At 39.7% G+C, this 19,631-nt stretch carries 20 protein-coding genes; 15 read left to right on the top strand and 5 right to left on the bottom strand.

All coding sequences use genetic code 11. The features are described 5' to 3' along the window. Positions 1 to 84 precede the first annotated feature (84 nt). A complete protein-coding gene (locus WG989_RS03820) occupies positions 85 to 1,419 on the bottom strand; it encodes a D-alanyl-D-alanine carboxypeptidase/D-alanyl-D-alanine-endopeptidase (RefSeq protein ID WP_340427485.1) in 1,335 nt (444 codons plus the stop codon). Between the two features lie 98 nt (positions 1,420 to 1,517). On the opposite strand from WG989_RS03820, the gene WG989_RS03825 reads away from it, so the two are divergent. Beyond that, positions 1,518 to 1,967 carry a hypothetical protein gene (locus WG989_RS03825; RefSeq protein WP_340427486.1) on the top strand — a complete coding sequence of 150 codons (450 nt, stop codon included), beginning with the start codon at positions 1,518 to 1,520 and terminating at the stop codon, positions 1,965 to 1,967. 53 nt (positions 1,968 to 2,020) lie between these two features. Here WG989_RS03825 and WG989_RS03830 read toward each other — a convergent pair whose 3' ends face one another. Beyond that, positions 2,021 to 2,665, bottom strand: coding sequence for a hypothetical protein (locus WG989_RS03830; RefSeq protein WP_340427487.1), 645 nt, complete (start codon positions 2,663 to 2,665; stop codon positions 2,021 to 2,023). 23 nt (positions 2,666 to 2,688) lie between these two features. Further along, positions 2,689 to 3,825 (bottom strand): formimidoylglutamase, encoded by a 1,137-nt coding sequence (locus tag WG989_RS03835; protein WP_340427488.1) that lies wholly within the window; start codon positions 3,823 to 3,825, stop codon positions 2,689 to 2,691. A 151-nt stretch (positions 3,826 to 3,976) separates the two neighbouring features. Here WG989_RS03835 and pheS point away from each other — a divergent pair, with 151 nt between their 5' ends. Further along, the gene (gene pheS / locus WG989_RS03840; protein ID WP_340427490.1) at positions 3,977 to 5,008 is read left to right on the top strand and encodes a phenylalanine--tRNA ligase subunit alpha; all 1,032 of its coding nucleotides are present in this window, start codon (positions 3,977 to 3,979) and stop codon (positions 5,006 to 5,008) included. 53 nt (positions 5,009 to 5,061) lie between these two features. Here pheS and WG989_RS03845 read toward each other — a convergent pair whose 3' ends face one another. Beyond that, positions 5,062 to 5,952 carry a hypothetical protein gene (locus tag WG989_RS03845; protein ID WP_340427491.1) on the bottom strand — a complete coding sequence of 297 codons (891 nt, stop codon included), beginning with the start codon at positions 5,950 to 5,952 and terminating at the stop codon, positions 5,062 to 5,064. Between the two features lie 82 nt (positions 5,953 to 6,034). On the opposite strand from WG989_RS03845, the gene WG989_RS03850 reads away from it, so the two are divergent. The 3 genes from WG989_RS03850 to WG989_RS03860 all read left to right on the top strand — a co-directional run bounded on the left by WG989_RS03850 (position 6,035) and on the right by WG989_RS03860 (position 9,375). Beyond that, complete coding sequence (locus WG989_RS03850; protein ID WP_340427493.1) at positions 6,035 to 6,883, top strand: 3-hydroxyacyl-CoA dehydrogenase NAD-binding domain-containing protein; 849 nt, start codon at positions 6,035 to 6,037, stop codon at positions 6,881 to 6,883. A 75-nt stretch (positions 6,884 to 6,958) separates the two neighbouring features. Then, positions 6,959 to 7,948: an NAD-dependent epimerase/dehydratase family protein gene (locus WG989_RS03855; protein WP_340427494.1), complete on the top strand. Its 990-nt coding sequence runs from the start codon at positions 6,959 to 6,961 to the stop codon at positions 7,946 to 7,948. Between the two features lie 338 nt (positions 7,949 to 8,286). Continuing rightward, positions 8,287 to 9,375: a carboxypeptidase-like regulatory domain-containing protein gene (locus tag WG989_RS03860; RefSeq protein WP_340427495.1), complete on the top strand. Its 1,089-nt coding sequence runs from the start codon at positions 8,287 to 8,289 to the stop codon at positions 9,373 to 9,375. Positions 9,376 to 9,448: 73 nt separating this feature from the next. Here the strand turns inward: WG989_RS03860 and WG989_RS03865 are convergent, their stop codons facing one another. Further along, positions 9,449 to 10,402: a UDP-3-O-(3-hydroxymyristoyl)glucosamine N-acyltransferase gene (locus WG989_RS03865; protein WP_340427496.1), complete on the bottom strand. Its 954-nt coding sequence runs from the start codon at positions 10,400 to 10,402 to the stop codon at positions 9,449 to 9,451. A 710-nt stretch (positions 10,403 to 11,112) separates the two neighbouring features. Between WG989_RS03865 and WG989_RS03870 the strand changes: the two genes are divergently transcribed. The 10 genes from WG989_RS03870 (at position 11,113) to WG989_RS03915 (ending at position 19,132) form a co-directional block, all read left to right on the top strand. Continuing rightward, a complete protein-coding gene (locus WG989_RS03870; RefSeq protein ID WP_340427497.1) occupies positions 11,113 to 11,991 on the top strand; it encodes a YicC/YloC family endoribonuclease in 879 nt (292 codons plus the stop codon). A gap of 186 nt (positions 11,992 to 12,177) precedes the next feature. Continuing rightward, the gene (locus tag WG989_RS03875; RefSeq protein WP_340427498.1) at positions 12,178 to 12,678 is read left to right on the top strand and encodes a gliding motility lipoprotein GldH; all 501 of its coding nucleotides are present in this window, start codon (positions 12,178 to 12,180) and stop codon (positions 12,676 to 12,678) included. After that, positions 12,678 to 13,649, top strand: a complete 972-nt coding sequence (locus WG989_RS03880) for a sensor histidine kinase (RefSeq protein ID WP_340427501.1) — start codon at positions 12,678 to 12,680, stop codon at positions 13,647 to 13,649. The genes WG989_RS03875 and WG989_RS03880 overlap by 1 nt, the downstream gene beginning before the upstream one ends. An 11-nt stretch (positions 13,650 to 13,660) precedes the next feature. After that, positions 13,661 to 14,377: a response regulator transcription factor gene (locus WG989_RS03885; protein ID WP_340427502.1), complete on the top strand. Its 717-nt coding sequence runs from the start codon at positions 13,661 to 13,663 to the stop codon at positions 14,375 to 14,377. 107 nt (positions 14,378 to 14,484) lie between these two features. Beyond that, entirely contained in the window at positions 14,485 to 15,090 is a 606-nt protein-coding gene (locus WG989_RS03890; protein ID WP_340427503.1) for a hypothetical protein, read from the top strand. A gap of 218 nt (positions 15,091 to 15,308) precedes the next feature. Continuing rightward, on the top strand, positions 15,309 to 15,863 hold the full coding sequence (locus tag WG989_RS03895; protein WP_340427504.1) for a hypothetical protein: 555 nt from the start codon (positions 15,309 to 15,311) through the stop codon (positions 15,861 to 15,863). Positions 15,864 to 16,080: 217 nt separating this feature from the next. Beyond that, on the top strand, positions 16,081 to 16,584 hold the full coding sequence (locus WG989_RS03900) for a GNAT family N-acetyltransferase (protein WP_340427505.1): 504 nt from the start codon (positions 16,081 to 16,083) through the stop codon (positions 16,582 to 16,584). Positions 16,585 to 16,596: 12 nt separating this feature from the next. Beyond that, positions 16,597 to 17,019: a DUF1801 domain-containing protein gene (locus tag WG989_RS03905; RefSeq protein WP_340427506.1), complete on the top strand. Its 423-nt coding sequence runs from the start codon at positions 16,597 to 16,599 to the stop codon at positions 17,017 to 17,019. A gap of 214 nt (positions 17,020 to 17,233) precedes the next feature. Then, the gene (locus WG989_RS03910) at positions 17,234 to 17,968 is read left to right on the top strand and encodes a hypothetical protein (protein ID WP_340427507.1); all 735 of its coding nucleotides are present in this window, start codon (positions 17,234 to 17,236) and stop codon (positions 17,966 to 17,968) included. Positions 17,969 to 18,055: 87 nt separating this feature from the next. Further along, a complete protein-coding gene (locus WG989_RS03915) occupies positions 18,056 to 19,132 on the top strand; it encodes a glycoside hydrolase family 130 protein (RefSeq protein ID WP_340427508.1) in 1,077 nt (358 codons plus the stop codon). Positions 19,133 to 19,631 lie beyond the last annotated feature (499 nt).

Here is a 19,631-nt window from a genome sequence, read left to right on the forward strand (position 1 = left end):
GGCTCCTACGGAGCCAACCTTCATTTTATTAATATTCCTATAAACAGTACGATCCTGACGGATCAAAATACAATCAACACCGTTTTAATTCTCCCTCCTCACCTGCTGTAAAAATTTCTCAACGGCTCTTCTTACAGCAACCGGCGATGTATAATGATTATTCACCAGCACCGAGAAGATCAGTAATTTGTTTTTTGGTGTGATGAGAAAACCACTCAATGCCAAATGCCCTGATAAGGAACCGGTTTTTGCAAAGATCAATCCTGTTTCATCTTTATAATAATTGCGGAGTGTACCTGTATTTCCTGTTGGAAGAATTGTTTTCAATCGTTCTAACCCAAATTCATCTTTCATTTTTCCCAGCAACCATACAAAATCTTCAGGCGTAAATAAATTGTAACGACTCAAGCCGCTGCCATCTACCCATTTTGGTTTTTGCGGAAAGCCACTCAGTTCATTTTGCAACAAATGAGCGATCAACTTTTGTTCATCCATTTCACCAAAGAGTTGGTTGCTCACCATCATCAATGTTTGTTCCGCAAAAAAATTATCACTGCGATGCATAAGTGGCTTAAACATCGAATCAACGGGCTGCGAGTACACTGTATTTAATTCTGAAATGGTGAGCGATTCAGTTGTAATGGACGTATGTAACGTATCCTTCAACAACTCCAATGCAGCCTGCAATCCATTGGTCACAAACGGCACTTCCAGTTCACGCTTCATTTCTTTTCCTTCGATGATCGTGTATTTATTTTCAGTACGGGTACGTGTCACATCAAACACATTTGCTTTACCCGGTTTAAACTGTACATCCCAGTTTACTTCTGGATCAGTAAATATAAACGCCGATGTGTCTTGTCTTCCATCCCGTTCTTCAATCGTCCGTTGCTGGATCCACTTGATATAATTTCCGTAAACCGGCATCGGGCTCCGCTCCGTCATATAATAACTGGCATAATCATCCCAGGCCCAACCAAACCCTAGGGCTTCCGTTTTCCAGTTATGATTATTCATCACCATTGGCTTGTTCTGCTGTTTGAGAAAATCAAACACAGGATGTTGCTTGTAATCGATATGCAAAAAAGTAGGATCACCGGTTGGCTGCAGGTACAATGTATCGTTCTGTTCTTTGTATTGAATACCCGGCAACTTTTCGCCAAGATATTTCAAACCGGCATATAACGTCGGAATCTTTGTATTACTGGCCGGTACAAAATATTTATTGCTGTTGTGCTGATGAATAAATTGCTTCGTGTCTGTATCATACACAGCAATGCCAACAAACGCATTGGTCAATGCAGTATCATTGATCAGATTCTGCTGCAGTTCAGATTGACGCACTTGTTTTTGTGCTGTACACGAAAAAAAGAAAACCGATAAACAAAGAAGAAGAACCTTTTGGTTGACGAGGATCATCAGCTATTATTTTGCTGATAAATATACATTCTTTCTGTTTCTGTTCACCGGTTCACGAATTCCGGTTGAATCGTTTTTCTTCTCTACATTTGAATGACATGTCCTTCAAAGAAAACGTATACCGCCAATGTGCAGCCATCATTCAAACCAAGATCAGTTTGCTGCAAAAGCAATTACATGATTTAACCGACAGTGCAGGAAACGAAACCAAACGCACAGCAGGCGATAAACATGAAACGGCATTGGCGATGCTGCAGATTGAACAGGAGAATAACAGCCGCCAGTTGCAGGATGCATTGCAGCAAAAAGCAGTACTTGAAAAAATTGATCCAACCCTGCAAACAGAACAAGCTGTTAGAGGCAGCATCATCACGACCAACAAAGGAATTTTCTTTCTCAGTCTTGGTTTGGGAAAAATAACGATCAACGAAAAAACAGTGATCGCACTCTCGCCCGATGCACCGTTGGGGAAATTATTGTTGATGAAGAAAGCGGGTGATGAATTTCATTTCAATAATATTTTCTATCAGATTCTATCAATAGAATAGCCTGATATCGATGCCTTTCGGGGACTCATTCCGTGAAAGACGTATTGCGTAAATTATTCTGGAACATTGAACCAAAACTGGTAAATAGTTCTATCGGTATTAAATAGGTTTATCCACTTCGAAAAATAGAGATGATATAAGTTTTTATTAAACTGATCGTTTACAAGTGCAAACTGTACCTGATCATATAACAAAGAATCAGCAGCATAATAGTACTTCGCAAATAGTAGACCGAAATTATTTGAGGTCTCCTTTTTTGTACCATATCCATCTAAAATAAAAGATAGTTTCTCAAATGCTGCAATTGCTTTTTGCTTGCTATCAAATGTAAAAGACAAGTATAGGTCGTAAATTGATGGCGAGTAGTGCTTTGATTTCTTCATGGTTATCTCAAACGTACAATATAAATATTCTGCTTCGAAATAAGGATGTTTGGGAATAAACAGTGAATGTTTGCTGTACGTTAACGTGTCAGGCTTTGGATTTGCCTCATAAGAAACTGTCCATTGTGCGCTCGTATCGGGACTTTCTACGAGCACTGAACTATATGATTTCGCAAAATCGTAAACTACAGGATGGGCAGAATCAGTAAACAAATGGAAATACATTCTTTTGCCAAAGTCACCAAGGGTTGCAGTTTGGGCACTCGACGTAGTTGTATAAATCAGCAAAAAAGCTATTGGTATTTTTCTAAACATAGGTATTATAATTAAAAAATTTATCAATCTCTCTCCTGTGCCCGCAACCAACGTTCCGGTATTTCACTATGAATGGCTAACTGATAGTCGGTAGCACTGCAGGCAATAAATTTTTTATTCGGCAGTTGTAACCACCAACGTCCTGTTTTTTTACTTTGTAAAAACAACGCATCAATATCTGCAACGGTAGTATGATATTCGGTGAACTGATGCCTGTCTTCCAACGAAGCTTCTGTTTTGGCTTTGCTGGTGCCATCAATAAAATACCAGATCATCTGTGCGATCTGGATAGCAGTCAATTCATCTTTGTCCAGCTTGGCGTTATATCCATAAATACCAAGTGTAGTTAATTGCTCACTCATGCCGGCAAAACGGGTGAGTGTACAAATATCCATTCCGTTTAATCCGTTAGGTGTTGTACGATTGGCCGGCGCATAGGCATGTGCCAAAGCCGTCATATCAATACTCAACATATTCGATCCACGGATCACCGGTTCCATTTCTTCCAGTGCATCTTTTACCACACCTACACGAAAACAATCAAACCGAAGGCGATCCATGGTTTGTAAAATTGTGGGGTGAACAAAATAACTCTGGAAACCGATGTGGTTGTAATGACGGATAAAATTGGGTTCACCCGTTAACATCTCCAGCAAAAAGTTTTCGCTGCGGATGGGTGTATCGTTATTCAGATTAATAAATGCATCCACACAACTGGCTTCAATAATTTGCTGACGCTGCACATATGCACCATACTGCGCCAATGTAAGATCATGACTGCCGCCAAGGATCAACACTTTTTTTCCGGCATCTACTAATTCCTTAATCACCGCTTTCGCAGCTGCATATGTATCTTTTACCGATGCTCCTGATTGTACATTTCCAATATCAGCAATACGAACATCTGTATGCCAGTAATACAAACGATACAGATGTTTACGGATCAACGTGGGTGCTTCACACAACGATATACCATTCCCCGTTCCACGTTCGTCGGTAATGCCCAGCAACACAAGATCAACATTATCAAGGTCAGGAAATTGAAAGGCATAGGTCTGGATATTCCGGCCCAGTTGTGCTGCATTTAATTCATCATCGCCCAATACCGCCGATAAGTCAACGGGCTGCAAAAAATCTTCGATCATCTGTGAATCACTCATGTAATATTGTTTCGGTGGCAAACATAAGAAAGATGTACGATGTATGAAGTACGATGTAGGATGTAAAAACATTCAACATCCCTGCTTCTTTTTCAATCCTCTTCATCAGCAAAATCCTCCCAAATCGTGGTTGAGACCTTATCTTTGCAGCATGGAACAGGTGTTACAACAGATTGAAACGTTTCGGAAAGAAATTGAGGCATTGCAGATCGACAGTGCAAAAGCACTGGAAGAATACCGCATTAAATTTCTTGGTACCAAAGGTTTGGTGAAATCGCTCATGGGCGAAATGAAAAATGTGGCGAACGAACAAAAGAAAGCGTTTGGCCAGAGCATGAACGAATTCAAACAATTCGCCGAAGCAAAATACGAAGAGTGGAAAGCATTGAATGGTGATGGACAAACAGATACTGCCGCCGGCATCGATCTTAGTTTGCCTGGCGATGCATTACCCGTTGGAAGTCGTCACCCCATCAGTTTAATGCGTAACCGCATGGTGAATATTTTTCAGCGGTTAGGCTTCGCCGTTGCGGAAGGCCCGGAAATTGATGATGATTTTCACAACTTCACAGCACTTAATTTACCGGAAAATCATCCGGCACGTGACATGCAGGATACGTTTTATATCAGCACCGATCCTGCGTGGTTGCTGCGTACACATACCAGCAATGTGCAGATCCATGAAATGCAGAAAGGCAAATTACCCATCCGCATTATTACTCCCGGCCGTGTGTATCGCAATGAAACCATCAGTGCAAGAAGTCATTGCTTCTTTCACCAGATCGAAGGATTGTATGTGGATGAGAAAGTAAGCTTTGCCGATCTCAAACAAACACTCTACTTTTTTGTACAGGAAATGTTTGGGAAAGATGTGAAAGTTCGTTTCCGTCCTTCATATTTTCCATTCACTGAGCCAAGTGCAGAAATGGACATTAGTTGTTTATTGTGCAATGGCGAAGGTTGCAGTGTTTGTAAAAAAACCGGTTGGTTGGAAATTTTAGGTTGCGGCATGGTGCATCCGAAAGTGTTGGAGAACTGCGGCATCGACAGTAATAAATATTCAGGCTTTGCATTTGGGATGGGCATCGAACGTCCTGCGTTGCTGAAGTACGGCATCAAGGATATTCGTTTGTTCAGTGAAAATGATGTGCGGTTTTTGAAACAGTTTACGGGAGCAGTGTAAACAAACCCATTCATGAATTTACTGAAAAGGCAAAAGTTTTACCTGTTGCTTTTTTATTGTTTTGTTTTAAACACATACTTTGTTCCAACTTCAATACTGCTATACCTGAAATCGTGGAAACCTTGCTGCAACTGCACCTGCCAGTTTAAACCTGGCTTTACAGTACCTGCTTTTATACGGCCAACTACAGGTTTATCGCCATCGTTAAGATATCCAAGATAACCCGCCACGGTTGTCTGCAGTTGGAACTTATTATGATTGTATTCAACGCCAGCTCCAAAAAGAAATGCATCATTCTGCGGTATATCATTATTCAACTGCCAAACCAGGAAGCCGGCCATAGCCATGTATCTCCACTTATTAGTTTTTGAAAAAGAACCACCTGTTGATGCATCAAAGAAATAACCGGGTGCGTCCGTCATGCGTGCAGAAGCTACATTTGAAGAAGTAGGATAACGATAACCCACCCTCACAGCAAGCGTATTTTTATATTTAGAAGGATCGAGCAACTGTATATTAATATTCATGTGAACATCACCTATTGCTGAGCGGTTATTGTAAGCAAGGTAAAATACATGCCGCTCTTCTTTTAATGCATGACTCATTCGATACGTTTCTAACGGCACCCACATCGCATCAACCGAAACTTTATTTTTTACAATAGAGTAATTGCCTCTTATCACTGCATTGAATGTACGGTCGCCCGGCATAAAGTGCCCGGCAGCAGCGATAGTTACAGCATGATTGCTATCTGCTATTCCGTTTGTAACAGAAGGAACAGGCAATGCATTTGGTCCAAGATGAGCAGGGCTGAATTGAATATAATGCCGCCAGTGTGTTACTCCATTCCATCGAACGTTACGCTCCCACCACTCAGATGTTTGGGCGGTAGAAAAAATGCAGAAAAAAACTGCGGATAAAAAGCAGGTTAGTCTGAAGTACATGTAAATTTTGAGTCATGCAAATTAATACATTTCTAAGCGGAATTCAATTACTGAAATTATCTTTACCCCTTAATGTTTAATCATGGTTCACTCAATTTGCGTTTGCGGTGCAGGAACAATGGGCAGCGGTATTGCACAAGCTGCTGCACAAAGCGGCATTTATACACTGCTGTTTGATCTCAATAAAGAAGTGTTGCAAAAAGCAGAAATCTCCATCAATGCTAATCTGGATAGTTTAGTTTCAAAAGAAAAAATAACGGAACAACAACGCACTACTATAAAAGGCAATCTTCAATACATCAGTGATATCAACAATTGTATTGCTGATGTGATCATTGAAGCTATCATTGAAAAACCGGAAGCAAAAATTTCCTTGTTCAATCAACTGGCAGAGATCAATCACAGTGATACAATTTTCGCCAGCAACACATCCTCTCTTTCCATTTCATTGTTACAACAATCAATACAGCAACCACAACGGGTGGCAGGTTTGCATTTCTTCAACCCCGCTACGATCATGAAATTAGTGGAAGTGGTAAAAGGCGATCAAACCAAAGAAGAAGTGATCGAACAGTTAATTGCGTTAACAAAGCAGATGAACAAAACACCTGTCATCTGCAAAGATGCACCGGGTTTTATCGTAAACCGTGTTGCCCGACCTTATTACATTGAATCATTAAAATTAGTTGAGGACGGCGTTGCCGATTTTGCAACGGTGGATGCATTGATGGAAGCCAGTGGTTTTAAAATGGGTCCGTTCAAACTCATGGATCTTATTGGTAACGATATCAACTATGCTGTAAGCTGCAGCGTATATGAACAGTTAGGTAACCCTGAACGTTTACAACCATCACCCATACAAAAAGAAAAAGTGGAATCAAATAAGCTTGGCCGCAAAACCGGCGAGGGCTATTACAAGTACAACGGATAATTGTATAATTGATAGTTGATAATCGAACGCAGCCCCTAATTTTACATTTTCCATTATTAAATTATCCATTCCATCATGGTTTTCGTTACCGGCGGCGCAGGTTTAGTTGGCTCGGCTTTATTAAAACAGTTGTTGCAACAAAAGCAAGGGCCCATCAAAGCATTGGTACGAAACTCCATGCCACTCACACTCACGGAAGAAGAAAAGCAACAGATCGAATGGATCAAAGGTGATGTGTTAGATACGTCGGTATTGGATGAAGCTATGCAAGGTTGCAGGCAGGTGTATCATTGTGCAGCCGTAGTCTCGTATCATTCCAGTCGCCGGCAGCAGATGTACAAGATCAATATTGAAGGCACAGCAAATATTGTCAATCTCTCTTTGGAACATAATATTGAAAAACTCATTCATGTAAGTTCGGTGGCGGCCATTGGACGTTTGCGCCAAGGCGAACAAATCACTGAAAAAACAGAATGGACCGATGAGACAAACAATTCCCATTACGGCAAAACAAAATACCTATCTGAACTGGAAGTGTGGCGTGGCATTGGTGAAGGATTAAATGCAGCTATAGTCAATCCATCGGTGATATTAGGCGAATCAAATTGGGAAACAGGATCAGTTGCTATCTTTAAAAAAATGTGGGAACAGTTTCCGTGGTACACAACCGGCGGAACAGGTTTTGTTGATGCAAAAGATGTGGCCGAAGCTATGATCCGTTTGATGCACAGCGACATTTCAGCCGAACGATTTTTGTTAAGCAATACACACTTAAGTTTTCAGGAACTGTTTACCAAAATTGCAACTGCATTGGGGAAACGGCCGCCGAATCGTTTTGCAAAACCATGGATGGGTGAATTGGTGTGGCGCATGGAAGCACTCAAAGCCATGTTCAGCAACAAAGAACCATTGCTCACCAAAGAAACAGCCAGCACTGCACAAGTAAGAACCTATTACGATTCATCGAAAGTATTAGCTGCATTACCCGATTTCAGGTTTACGCCAATTGATGAAACGATTGAGCGAACGAGTAAGTGGCTGAAAGAATTTTATCGTTTAACATAGTTGGCGCTTTTGTATCGATATGAAAGTTTATTATTCGCCCTTATTTATTACCTCTTCGCTTTTATTATTATTCAGTTTATTCCTTGCGGTAGAAAATCTTTTCGATCCGGAATCCTGGGCATTACTTATTGCAATACCACTTTTTCTAATTGCTGTAACAGGAATGTTCGTTCATTTTGTATTCGCCCGCATTATTAAAGAAAAGCCACGGGTACAGTTTTTCATCGAATTGGCCTTGATTGGGTCAGCGTTGTTGTTGCTATTTATGAGTTAAAGAGCACAGATTTCATGGTTGGCTCAAAAATTGTTTATTTTTAAAGCTCAATGAAAGATCACGTATGAAAACAATCCTCTCCATTATCCTTGCCTGTTGTTCCTTCTGTGTTTCAGCGCAATCCTATTTTTATATCAAAGGCAAAGTGATCGACGACAGTACACGTCTTCCAATGGAAAACGCATCGGTGCTTTGTCAAAATACCACCAAGGGAACTATTACCAATAAAGAAGGTGAGTTCCGGTTAGAAGTTCCTGCAGGTGGGCATAATCTCGTAATATCTTACACAGGTTTTGAAAGTGAAAGTGTGCGTATCAGTTCATCGCAGGATAACAGCAATGAACTCACCATTGTTTTAAAAAAGAAAGAAAACAAACTGGAAGAAGTAGTAATACAGGCCAGCAGCGAAGTAAAAGATGGCTGGACAAAATACGGATCTCATTTTTCGAATTACTTTATCGGCAGCACGCCATTTGCCAAACAATGCAGCATTGAAAATCCGCAGGCATTAAAATTTTACTTCTCCCGTAAACGCAATGTATTAAAAGTAAAAGCAGAAGAACCAGTAGTAGTACTGAATTATGCGTTGGGCTATAAAATTCAATACCAGCTCGATTCATTTATTTATGATTACGGTACAAAATTCAGCGCCTATGTTGGTGTAGCATTTTATACAGAGATGGATTCAACAGCCGAACAAAAAGCGATCTGGGTGCAAAACAGAGAAAAGGCTTACCTCGGTTCACGCATGCATTTTATGCGTTGTTATTACGACAGTACACTTGCTGAAAACGGATTCGTAATTGAAGAAGTTTATACCGACAGCATGACCAACAAACCCAAGATCAGTACACTTGAAAATCCTTACGATACTGCGGTATATGTGCTGATCAATAGTGTTGACAGAGAGATTAACCTTTTTGGGAAATACCGAATCGTGTACACCTTATCGCCCATGGAAAAAGAATATCTGGTTGCCAACAAATATCCTCCTTCGGCAAAAGAACAACTTTCAACACTTGAATTCCTAAACGGATTTGTAATTACCGAAAACGGTTTTTTCTATGAACAAACGGAAGTGATCAATAGTGGTTACTGGGCCTGGAAAAATTTAGCCGATCAGTTGCCGTATGATTATTGGCCGGAAGAATAGGGAAAAAGCTGCGATCGTTTAGCTGTGAGCTAACACAAAAACCAATGTATGTTTTAGATTTTAAAAGTGGATTCTATTTCGATTCCAACTTTAGTAATCGTTCCCATATTTCGGGAATACGTTTTACCCACACCAACTCTTTGCGCTTTTGCAATGCATCGTCAACCGGTGTACCGAAGTACGATTTATTTCCTTCCAATGATGATGGCACACCACTTTGTGCAAACACCACGGCATTTTCTCCAATGGTCAACGTTTTGCTTACACCTGCCTGTCCCCACAATACTACACCATCTTCAATTACAACAGCCCCGGCCACGCCTACCTGTGCCGCAAACAAACAGTTTTTGCCGATCACACTGTCGTGACCAATATGCACCTGGTTATCGAATTTAGTACCACGTCCAATCACCGTATCATGCGTTACACCTTTATCAATCGTACAGCACGATCCCATTTCCACATCGTCTTCAATTACAACCCGTCCGCAGCTTTCCATTTTTTTATACCATACATCACGATTCTTTTTGGTGTTGAAATAAAATGCATCGCTGCCAATAACAGTACCTGCATGCAGAATCACATTGTTACCGATAACTGTATGATCGTAAATAGAAACGTTGGGATGTATAACGCAATTGCTACCAATGGTTACATGATTACCAACAAAGGCACCGGGCATTACAACGGTACCTTCACCAATTACAGCTGTATCGCTGATGAGAGTTGCAGATGGAACAAACGGACGAAAGTGCCGAACGATCTTGAGATATGCTTCAAACGGTTGCTCACATACCAGCAATGCTTTTCCTTCAGGTACATCCGTTTCTTTATTGATGATTATAAAACTTGCAGCTGAGTGAATACACTTATCGTAGTACTTGGGATGATCTACAAATACCAGATCACCGGTTTCAACTTTATGTATTTCGTTGATTCCTGTTGCAAGCCCATTTGTATTTCCAGTAACTGTTGCGTTGATTAATTCTGCAATCCATTGTACCGGAACCGGTGAAGGAAACTTCATAAACTGATTTTCACCAAAGGTAATATGGTTTGTGTTTGCCCGAGTATTACGTTCAAATGAATCCGTTTTGGGTTTTTTCGGGGTAAAAACAAGGTTCTGGATAAAAATTTTTAAACTTTTTTTTGAGCCTTTTTTTGGTTGCTGATCGTAAAAAAACAGCTGGCTCTTTCTGCTTTTTCAAATCAAAAAAACAGGTACGTTACTTTTTAAAACAAACAGCACAACAAAAACAACAACGCTGAAACTATTGCCAACACTATGTTACAGCGAAACAATAAAAACTATAAAAATCAATTTCCTGTTTTACTGTTTACTTGTTTTCAAAAAAAACGAAACACATCAACCGCAAAAGATGCTAAAATTCCATAACCCTTTTCCACAGACAAAATTAAAATGTGCATAAAATATTTTTGAAAAATTTTTTATATCGGAGAAATTATTTTTAATATTGTGAAGGGAAAGAAATTTCCTGGTACTTACTAACCCATCCATCATAAAAGCTCGGTGTCTTCCGGGCTTTTTAGTTTTATACAATTCCGCTTTTGCAGAAGCGATCTTCTTCCACAGTTTTACGCATCACAACAACAACTCTCCTGTTTTCGATCCAGTTCATTTTATAAAAATCAGTTTCTGCAAAATGCCTGTTTTTACGATTCTTAATAAAATCAGTTGGAACAACTGAAATTCTTTACATTGCTGAAAAATAAGCTATGCTTAAATCAATGACCGGTTTTGGAAGAACCGAAGAAGCTGCCGGCGATAAGACCTTCCTGGTTGAAATAAAATCTCTCAACGGAAAACAGTTTGAACTCAATTTAAAAATTACTCCCTTATTAAAACCATACGAGTTTGCCATCCGCACCATGTTGTCGGAACAACTAATGCGTGGTACGATCGATTGCAATATTTTATTAAAGCAAAATGGAGGCAATGGCGCTATCACCATCAATAAAGAAATGGCGAAAGCTTATTTTCAACCATTGAAAGAAGTGGCCGATGATTTAAATATCGGGTTGAGTGAATATGTATTGGCTGCCATGTTACGTTTACCGGATGTGGTGGTACCCAACACTGATATTTTAAGTGAAGAGCAATACGGGCAGTTTAAGCAAACGCTTCAAAATGCGATCAATGCTATTAACAAGCATCGCCTGCTGGAAGGTGCGGCTTTAGAAAAAGATCTCATCGAACGTATTAATAATATACTCGCCTACCAGGAAAAAATTTCTGAACTGGAACCGTTGCGTCAGCATAAAATGAAAGAAGAGCTGCGTCGCAAAATGGAAGAACAATTGGGCAAAGAGAACTACGATGCCAACAGACTCGAACAGGAAATGATCTACTATATTGAAAAGATCGACATCAGCGAAGAGCAGGTGCGCCTCCGCAATCACTGCGATTATTTCCTCAACATCCTCAAAGAAAACGACGATTCAAAAGGTAAAAAGCTGGGCTTTGTATTGCAGGAAATTGGACGTGAAATAAATACAACCGGTGCCAAGGCCTACGATTCAGGTATTCAAAAGCTGGTGGTATTAATGAAAGATGAACTGGAAAAAGCAAAAGAACAGGTGTTGAATATTCTTTAATTCAAGAGACCCGGTTTGACAGGGTACTATTCCTGTAGCAGGAGTTAAGATTTGGGAATTAGGAGCTGGGATTTGTGAGTTGTAGCTTACACCTTGTACCTTATGCCTTTTACCTTGTCTCTTTTTCCTTTCATGTTTTCTTTGGATTTTGTTTGCTCAGGTATTTACATTTGTAAAAATATTCGCTTGAAACCTTTCCCCGTATTGAAGACCCTTACACAAAGTATTTTTCTCAGTTGTTTACTGGCAGTGATCTTGCTTGCCGGTTGCAGCACCATGGATACATTTGAAAAAAATGCGGAGATCCCGAAACACGAATGGAGCTACAGCCTGCAACCCGAGATCAATTTTACAATTACCGATACCGTTACGCCCTACAATGTATTTGTAACGTTGCGACATACCGATGCGTATGCATATAAAAATATCTGGCTCTATATTTCTACCCGCCAACCCGGCGACAGTACGTTTCAGAAAGAACGCTTTGAACTAACCCTTCAAAATCAAAACGGCGAATGGATCGGTACCGGGATGAGCGATATCTGGGAAGTGCGTTATCCATTGTTCAACGATCTCCGTTTTACAAAACAGGGCAACTATACCATCCGGCTGCAGCAAACAATGCGTGATAATCCGTTGTTACATGTAATGAATGCCGGTGTGCGTATTGAAAAAGCAAAACAGTAATGGCTTATACCAACAAAGTATATAGTTTCCGCAATTTCTCCTTCTGGTTCTGGATCCTTCTCATTTATGTAGTGGCTGCCTTGGTGTGGTGGTTTATCTCTTTGGAACGACAAAGCGCTGATATGACTGCTTTGAAACTGGCCCAATTGAAATTGGACGATCCGCAGTACGATCTGCTACGCAATGAAGCACTGCAATTCCAGAAAAGACAATCAGCAAAATTTATAGGTGAAGGTGTTGCTTTTCTTGCATTGATCCTCGCAGGTGCCGTGTTTGTGTATCGCTCCATCCGTAAACAAATTGAAGTATCGGCCCTGCAGCAGAATTTTATGATGGCCATTACGCATGAACTAAAAACCCCCATCGCCACTACACGTCTCAGCATTGAAACGGTATTACGTCGTAAACTGGATGAAGTACAACAACAGAAACTATTGTTGAGTGCTTTGAGCGAAACCAACCGGTTAAATATTCTCACCAATAATATTCTCCTTGCTTCACAAATGGAAGAAAAGAATTTTCAACGGGAGCATGAAGAAGTAAATCTGGCCGATGTGGTGGAAACCGTAGTGAGCGATTATAAGAACCGCTATCCGGGCCGGCGTATTGAAGCCAGTGCCGATAAAGATCTGTACATTGAAGGCGATGAATTGCTGATCCAGATCGCTCTGAGCAATCTCATTGATAATGCGTTGAAGTATGCTCCCAAGGAAAGCCCGGTGTATATTGATCTGATGGATGATAACGATACAACACAGATCAAAGTAAGTGACGAGGGAATGGGCGTGCCCGACGAAGAGAAACAGAAGATATTTGAAAAATTCTACCGCAGCGGTAACGAAAACACACGCAAAGCAAAAGGTACCGGGCTTGGCTTGTACCTTACCCGCAAGATCATTACCGATCACAATGGTGACATATTTGTGATGAACAATACCCCACGTGGAAGTATTTTTGTAATTCAGTTTTAAACACTACACATATGTCGGCCACAAACAAAGCATCAATTTTAATCGTGGAAGATGAAGAGCATTTACTCGATGCTTTGAAATTAAATCTTGAACTGGAAGGTTATGAAGTAACGACGGCCGGTGATGGTGTGGCTGCTCTTAAAGCTGTGGAGAATGAATATTTCGATCTCATTATTATGGATGTGATGATGCCCGAGATGGATGGTATCAGTGCAACCGAAAGTATCCGCATACGTAAGAACGATGTGCCCATTTTGATGTTGAGTGCCAAGAATACCTCACACGACCGGGTGCTGGGTTTAAAGAAAGGTGCCGATGATTACCTCACCAAACCTTTTAATCTCGAAGAGTTGTTGTTGCGTGTTGAAAAGCTGATCGAGAAAAACAAAAAGATACAGGATAAAGATACCATTGGCGAAAGCTACGGCTTCGGCAATAACCATATTGATTTTAAAGCGCAAGAGGCCGTCAACTTTAAAGGCGAAACAATTCAGCTGAGCAAAAAAGAAAACATGCTCCTGCAACTGCTCATTGAAAACAAGAACGAAGTGGTGACCCGTGAAAAAATTCTGCAGGTTGTTTGGGGTTACAACGTTTATCCTACAACACGTACCATCGACAATTTCATCCTCAACTTCCGTAAGTATTTTGAAGAAGACAGCCGTAACCCGGTTTATTTCCATTCGGCAAGAGGCGTTGGGTATCGGTTTGTGGAGGGGGAAAATTAAATTCGCTCTTGTATAAATAAGCATTGGCTATCAGAAAGAATTTTACAAGGAGGTGCATATATTTAAGAGTTACCTGCCATTTTCGACGACCACCATTACAAACTGAAATGAAATTTAATTTATTCAACAGACATAAAACAAACGACAAGACAAATTCTATTGAAGTTGTCACTGATAGTTCGGACTATTCAACGAATGACAATGATTATAGATTAGTTTTCAACGAAACGATAAGTGCTGACATAGATTGCCAAGTAATTTCTTTTGGCGACTTGACAAAATCAAAGTTGTTGGACAGGTTGACAATTTATAAAACAGAAAATCCATTAGCTATACTTGACCTTCGATATTCCTACTCTTGTTCTTACAAAAAAGAAGCAATAAAATTTTACAGATTTGTTGCGGTTGGACTAAGTGGCTTTTTATATTTGTATGACTTATCAACAAAAAGTGTTGTACTTTTTATAGACTTCAATGGTTACTTTGACGGATTTACGATTTCAGACGAGCATTTATTAGTTGCTTATAATTCAGGCATTTATTGTTTGACAAAGTACGGACAAATAAAATGGCATAACAACAACATTGGACTTGATGGAATAATTATCAATAAAGTTGAGAATGGAAAAATATATGGAAGTGAACAAATAGACCCACCAGATGGTTGGACAGACTTTATTCTTGATATTGACACAGGTAACAGCACGAAGTAAAACGGCAGGCAACATTGGGTTTTATGCAAGTTGGGCTTGACTTTGTAACATCAGCTCATTGCAAATCTCAGCTTCAGTTCCAGCCGACGAATTACTATCAGCTTTTGTACTTAACTTCATCAACATATTTTCAATCAGCAGCGGTTGTGGGCAGACGGAATACTAATTCCCAACCTGTAAAAGCCCTGATCGGTAGGAGTAAATAAACAGTCTTTCCTATGCAAAAAGATCACTTGAAATTTCTCGTCACTATTGCTATTTCTACACTTATTCATTCTTCGTTATCTGCGCAATTAAGAATTGGAGTTGACAAGCCAGATCCGATTGACACAGTCAATTTGAGTGTGACAAAAAATGTCACTTCTTTTCTGGAACAGCAAAAAGTACACAAGGCAATCGCTTACTTTACGTTCATATCAGAGACTGACCGTAAAGCTAAAACCAAGCAGCTTGAAAAGCTTTCAAAGGATATAAAGAAAATAAAAGTGAAAACAAAAGTTCTATTTCAGACCTCTTACAAAAATTATAAAGACAGTTTCAATATTGACCAAGTAATTTATTACAACGAAGACGGACGCTTTTATCTTTTTGAGCTATTCTTTTTGAAAGGCGACGTTTCCTCAAAGATTGTGGATATTTTTATTAAAGACCCAACCGCTTTAGAGAAAAAACGAAAAGAAATAAATCAGTTTAGAAAGAAGAACCCAAATATTCCGCAACCGCCCCAAAACCTGCCACCGGGAGTTTACATTAAAGAAAGAAACTCAGAGTAATGCTGCTAACAGCGGTTTTTTCGCCGTTTTTGTACCTGTTGGTATTTCATAGAAAAACACGCCGAGGTTGTGTCTCCCGACCAACCGCATAAGTTTTCACAAATCAAACCCGGCTATATGCATGTGTCTTTGGTGATAACACCCAACGACGGCGGGCTTCATACATTTCATTAACTTCAAACCAGTTTTGAGCAACTGAACACAAGAAAAGTAAAGAGTGAAAACTGAATTACATACAGACAAAGTAAAATTAAGAGCTCCTGAAAAATCAGATGCTGCAAAGCTTTATTACTTACGCACCCATCCCATTGTAAACAAGTTTATTGAAAGAGACTTACCCAAAAATTTATCAGATGTCGAAAAATTTATAGAGCTAAGAAATGCTGACCCAAACCCGTTTTATTTTATCATTGAAAGTCTCCCAACTAATGAAGTTGCAGGCACTATCTGCCTATGGAATATCAATAAAGAAAAAAAATATGCGGAAGTTGGCTATGAACTTTTACCCGAGTTTCAAGGCAAAGGCATCATGACAAGTGCTCTGCATGAAATCATAAACGTTGCTTTTACAGAATTAAATATAGAAACCGTAGAGGCCTTTACTCATTCAGAAAATCTTTCTTCAAGAAAGTTATTAGAGAAATTTTGTTTTAAACTCATGCCGGGCAAAACAGATCCTGATAATTCAAATAACATTATTTATTGTTTAAAAAAAGCCTAACAAACTCATCCCATGGCAAAATACCAGGTAAAAACAAAAGAAACAACAAGCGATGTTTTTAAGTTTATTGCTGCTGTTCCCGATCAGCAAAAACAAAAAGATGCATTGGCACTTGTTGAGTTGATGCAGAAAGAATCAGGATTTGAGCCAAAAATGTGGGGGCCATCCATTATCGGTTTTGGCAGCTATCATTATGTTTATGAAAGCGGTCATGAAGGAGATGCACCCTTAATTGGTTTTTCGCCACGCAAGGCTGAGTTCTCACTCTATCTTTCCTCCGGGTTTGATCAACGGGAAGAATTGTTGCAACAATTCGGAAAACATAAAGTAGCAAAGGCCTGTATCTATTTTAAACGACTTGAAGATGTTGATACAAGTATTTTAAAAAAGATGATCAAAAATTCTCTTAAGTATATGAAAGAAAAGTATCCTTGAACATTCAGCTTTCCGTAGCATGATGTGTTGGAATATTTTCGAGAAAATACGCCAAGATTGCGTCTCCTGACCAACCGTATCAATTATAACAAATCAAAGCCATCTATATACATGTGTCGTTGGTGATAACACACAACGACAGCGGGCTATTTACATTTCCTATCTTTAGAATCACTATGAACACAAGCAATAATAAAAATATTTAATCGTATTGATGAGCTCTCAACTACAGAATGCAATTGAAAAGCTTTACGAGGTTTTTGCCAAATATCCCGGCAACTCTGCCATGCAAGGAAGTTCAAATTACGATAACCTCGAAATGTGGAACCGGGAACTGCTGTCTAATCAATTGAAAGAACTCTCTGCATCTGACCTGTCACGTTTTGCAGGGAAAGCAATGACAACCTGGGGAGATGTTAACGATTATAAGCACTTCTTACCAAGGATACTTGAGTTAACTGCAGAATTTAATACACCGTACGAAATCTGGATAGTTTTTGATAAACTCGAATACGGACACTGGAACAGCTGGAATGAATCAGAAATAAAAGCAATTCATCAATACATGCTCCAGTTGTGGGCCTGTTTAATAAAAGAAGACCCTGACAAAACAGACTTCTTTTTTATGGACTATTTTTCCTCCATTGCTCATTTCTATCCAAGCTTCAGCGATCTTTTAGAGGAGTGGCAAAACAATAACGATAAAAACGCTACGCTACACCTGGCAAAATTCATTTTTAATGAAAGAGCAAATATTTTTGATAAAGGTGTAATTCCCGGCTTTCATAATAAAAGTGATCATATTCTTGAACTTAGAAGCTGGCTATTATCAGATAAAACAATAACAAGACTTGAAGAAGCTTTTTATAAATATGAAAAGGAAAGCTTTGCAGAAACACTATCGTGGGCAGAGAAGATATTGAATGACGAGAAAAAAAATTCTATGTAAGCACAAGCGAGACGCTTGCGCTATCGAAACCGGAACCCACAGAAATCCCTACCCACATTTTTCCTATCTTCCAATAAACTTGCCGGCATGAACAAGGTTTTCATTTTCCTTTTCACTATTCTTCTTTACAGTTGTACTGAACAAACAAAAGAACCAACAACCAACAGTTGGGCCATGCTCAACTTTGTAAAAGTGGATAGCCTCAACCCTATACTGCAGCCCGATTCAACACAACAATTCAATTGCCCCGTGAGCAAACAAACCGTCAACTGGGAAGAACGGAATGTGCTCAATCCATCAGCTGTTGTAAGAGATGGAAAAGTGTATCTGCTCTATCGTGCACAGGACAGGCATATGACTTCACGTCTTGGTCTTGCTGTAAGTGATGATGGTTTGCATTTCACAAAACTGCCGCAGCCGGTTTTCTTTCCCGATAACGACAGCATGAAGATCTATGAATGGAAAGGTGGTGTGGAAGATCCACGGGTGGTGGAAAGCGAAGACGGCACCTACATACTTACTTACACTTCGTACGACGGTAAAACAGCCAGGCTTTGTTTGGCTACATCAAAAGATCTGCGCAGCTGGACCAAACATGGTTTGGTATTGAATAATGAGAAGTACAAAGATGTGTGGTCGAAATCGGGAGCTATTGTTGCCAAGCAAAACGGAGAGAAGATCGTAGCTACAAAGATCAATGGAAAGTACTGGATGTATTTCGGCGATACAGATTTGTTCATGGCATCGTCTGATGATTTGATTCACTGGACCGTTGCAGAAAATGAAGAAAGCAAAAAGATGATCACAGTGTTACATCCACGTATGGGTTATTTCGACAGCAGGTTGGTAGAACCCGGGCCGCATCCATTGCTGCAAAACGATGGCATTCTTTTAATTTACAACGGAAGTAATGCTGCTAACTTCAGTGACAGTAGTATGCCGAAGTTTACCTACGCTGCCGGACAAGCATTGTTTGATAAAGAGGAGCCGTGGAAGCTCATCAGCCGTACTGATTCCAATTTTATTCGTCCTGATAAAGACTACGAACGTGTGGGCGAAGTAAACGAAGTGTGTTTTGTAGAAGGATTAGTTTATTTTAAGAACAAATGGTTTTTGTATTATGGAACGGCTGATTCGAAAATTGCGGTAGCGGTGAGAGAATGAGTTTGCTTTGTCGTAAAATAACCGCTAAAAAAAATATTCTCGGACAGCCTCATAGCACCAAACGATGGCAGCTTATTTACATTTCTTATCTTTAAATAAATTAAGAACACACATAAGGGCAAAGAGTCTTGCAGTTTAAATCAATGAAAAACTATACTTCTACGCTTATTGCATTCATCCTATTATTCCATTCCTGTATTGGCAGTGGCTTTACAGAATATGTTCCTACCTGTTTTAGCGGCAGCAGCTTTTTAAAATGCCCATACTCTCTTACTGAAAAACATCAAGAAAATATAGAGAAAGTGTTTTCGTACTATAACATTAGCTTTAAAAAAGAAAATAACCGTATATTTTATAAAGGAAACATCGACGATGAAACACTCTGGAATTATACAACAAAAGCAAACGATACAATGTGGTTGAACTCTCATTTTTGAGCGCAGCTTAACGCAAACGAGACACTTGCGATTTCTATCTTACGGTTGGTGAGGACACCAAC

It is taken from the genome of Lacibacter sp. H407, from assembly GCF_037892605.1.
Taxonomy (GTDB): Bacteria; Bacteroidota; Bacteroidia; order Chitinophagales; family Chitinophagaceae; genus Lacibacter.

Coding starts and splice junctions, on each gene's coding strand:
- WG989_RS03820 (WP_340427485.1), bottom strand. CDS start 1,419: ATGATCCTCGTCAACCAAAAGGTTCTTCTTCTTTGTTTATCGGTTTTC.
- WG989_RS03825 (WP_340427486.1), top strand. CDS start 1,518: ATGTCCTTCAAAGAAAACGTATACCGCCAATGTGCAGCCATCATTCAA.
- WG989_RS03830 (WP_340427487.1), bottom strand. CDS start 2,665: ATGTTTAGAAAAATACCAATAGCTTTTTTGCTGATTTATACAACTACG.
- WG989_RS03835 (WP_340427488.1), bottom strand. CDS start 3,825: ATGAGTGATTCACAGATGATCGAAGATTTTTTGCAGCCCGTTGACTTA.
- pheS (WP_340427490.1), top strand. CDS start 3,977: ATGGAACAGGTGTTACAACAGATTGAAACGTTTCGGAAAGAAATTGAG.
- WG989_RS03845 (WP_340427491.1), bottom strand. CDS start 5,952: ATGTACTTCAGACTAACCTGCTTTTTATCCGCAGTTTTTTTCTGCATT.
- WG989_RS03850 (WP_340427493.1), top strand. CDS start 6,035: ATGGTTCACTCAATTTGCGTTTGCGGTGCAGGAACAATGGGCAGCGGT.
- WG989_RS03855 (WP_340427494.1), top strand. CDS start 6,959: ATGGTTTTCGTTACCGGCGGCGCAGGTTTAGTTGGCTCGGCTTTATTA.
- WG989_RS03860 (WP_340427495.1), top strand. CDS start 8,287: ATGAAAACAATCCTCTCCATTATCCTTGCCTGTTGTTCCTTCTGTGTT.
- WG989_RS03865 (WP_340427496.1), bottom strand. CDS start 10,402: ATGAAGTTTCCTTCACCGGTTCCGGTACAATGGATTGCAGAATTAATC.
- WG989_RS03870 (WP_340427497.1), top strand. CDS start 11,113: ATGCTTAAATCAATGACCGGTTTTGGAAGAACCGAAGAAGCTGCCGGC.
- WG989_RS03880 (WP_340427501.1), top strand. CDS start 12,678: ATGGCTTATACCAACAAAGTATATAGTTTCCGCAATTTCTCCTTCTGG.
- WG989_RS03885 (WP_340427502.1), top strand. CDS start 13,661: ATGTCGGCCACAAACAAAGCATCAATTTTAATCGTGGAAGATGAAGAG.
- WG989_RS03890 (WP_340427503.1), top strand. CDS start 14,485: ATGAAATTTAATTTATTCAACAGACATAAAACAAACGACAAGACAAAT.
- WG989_RS03895 (WP_340427504.1), top strand. CDS start 15,309: ATGCAAAAAGATCACTTGAAATTTCTCGTCACTATTGCTATTTCTACA.
- WG989_RS03905 (WP_340427506.1), top strand. CDS start 16,597: ATGGCAAAATACCAGGTAAAAACAAAAGAAACAACAAGCGATGTTTTT.
- WG989_RS03910 (WP_340427507.1), top strand. CDS start 17,234: ATGAGCTCTCAACTACAGAATGCAATTGAAAAGCTTTACGAGGTTTTT.
- WG989_RS03915 (WP_340427508.1), top strand. CDS start 18,056: ATGAACAAGGTTTTCATTTTCCTTTTCACTATTCTTCTTTACAGTTGT.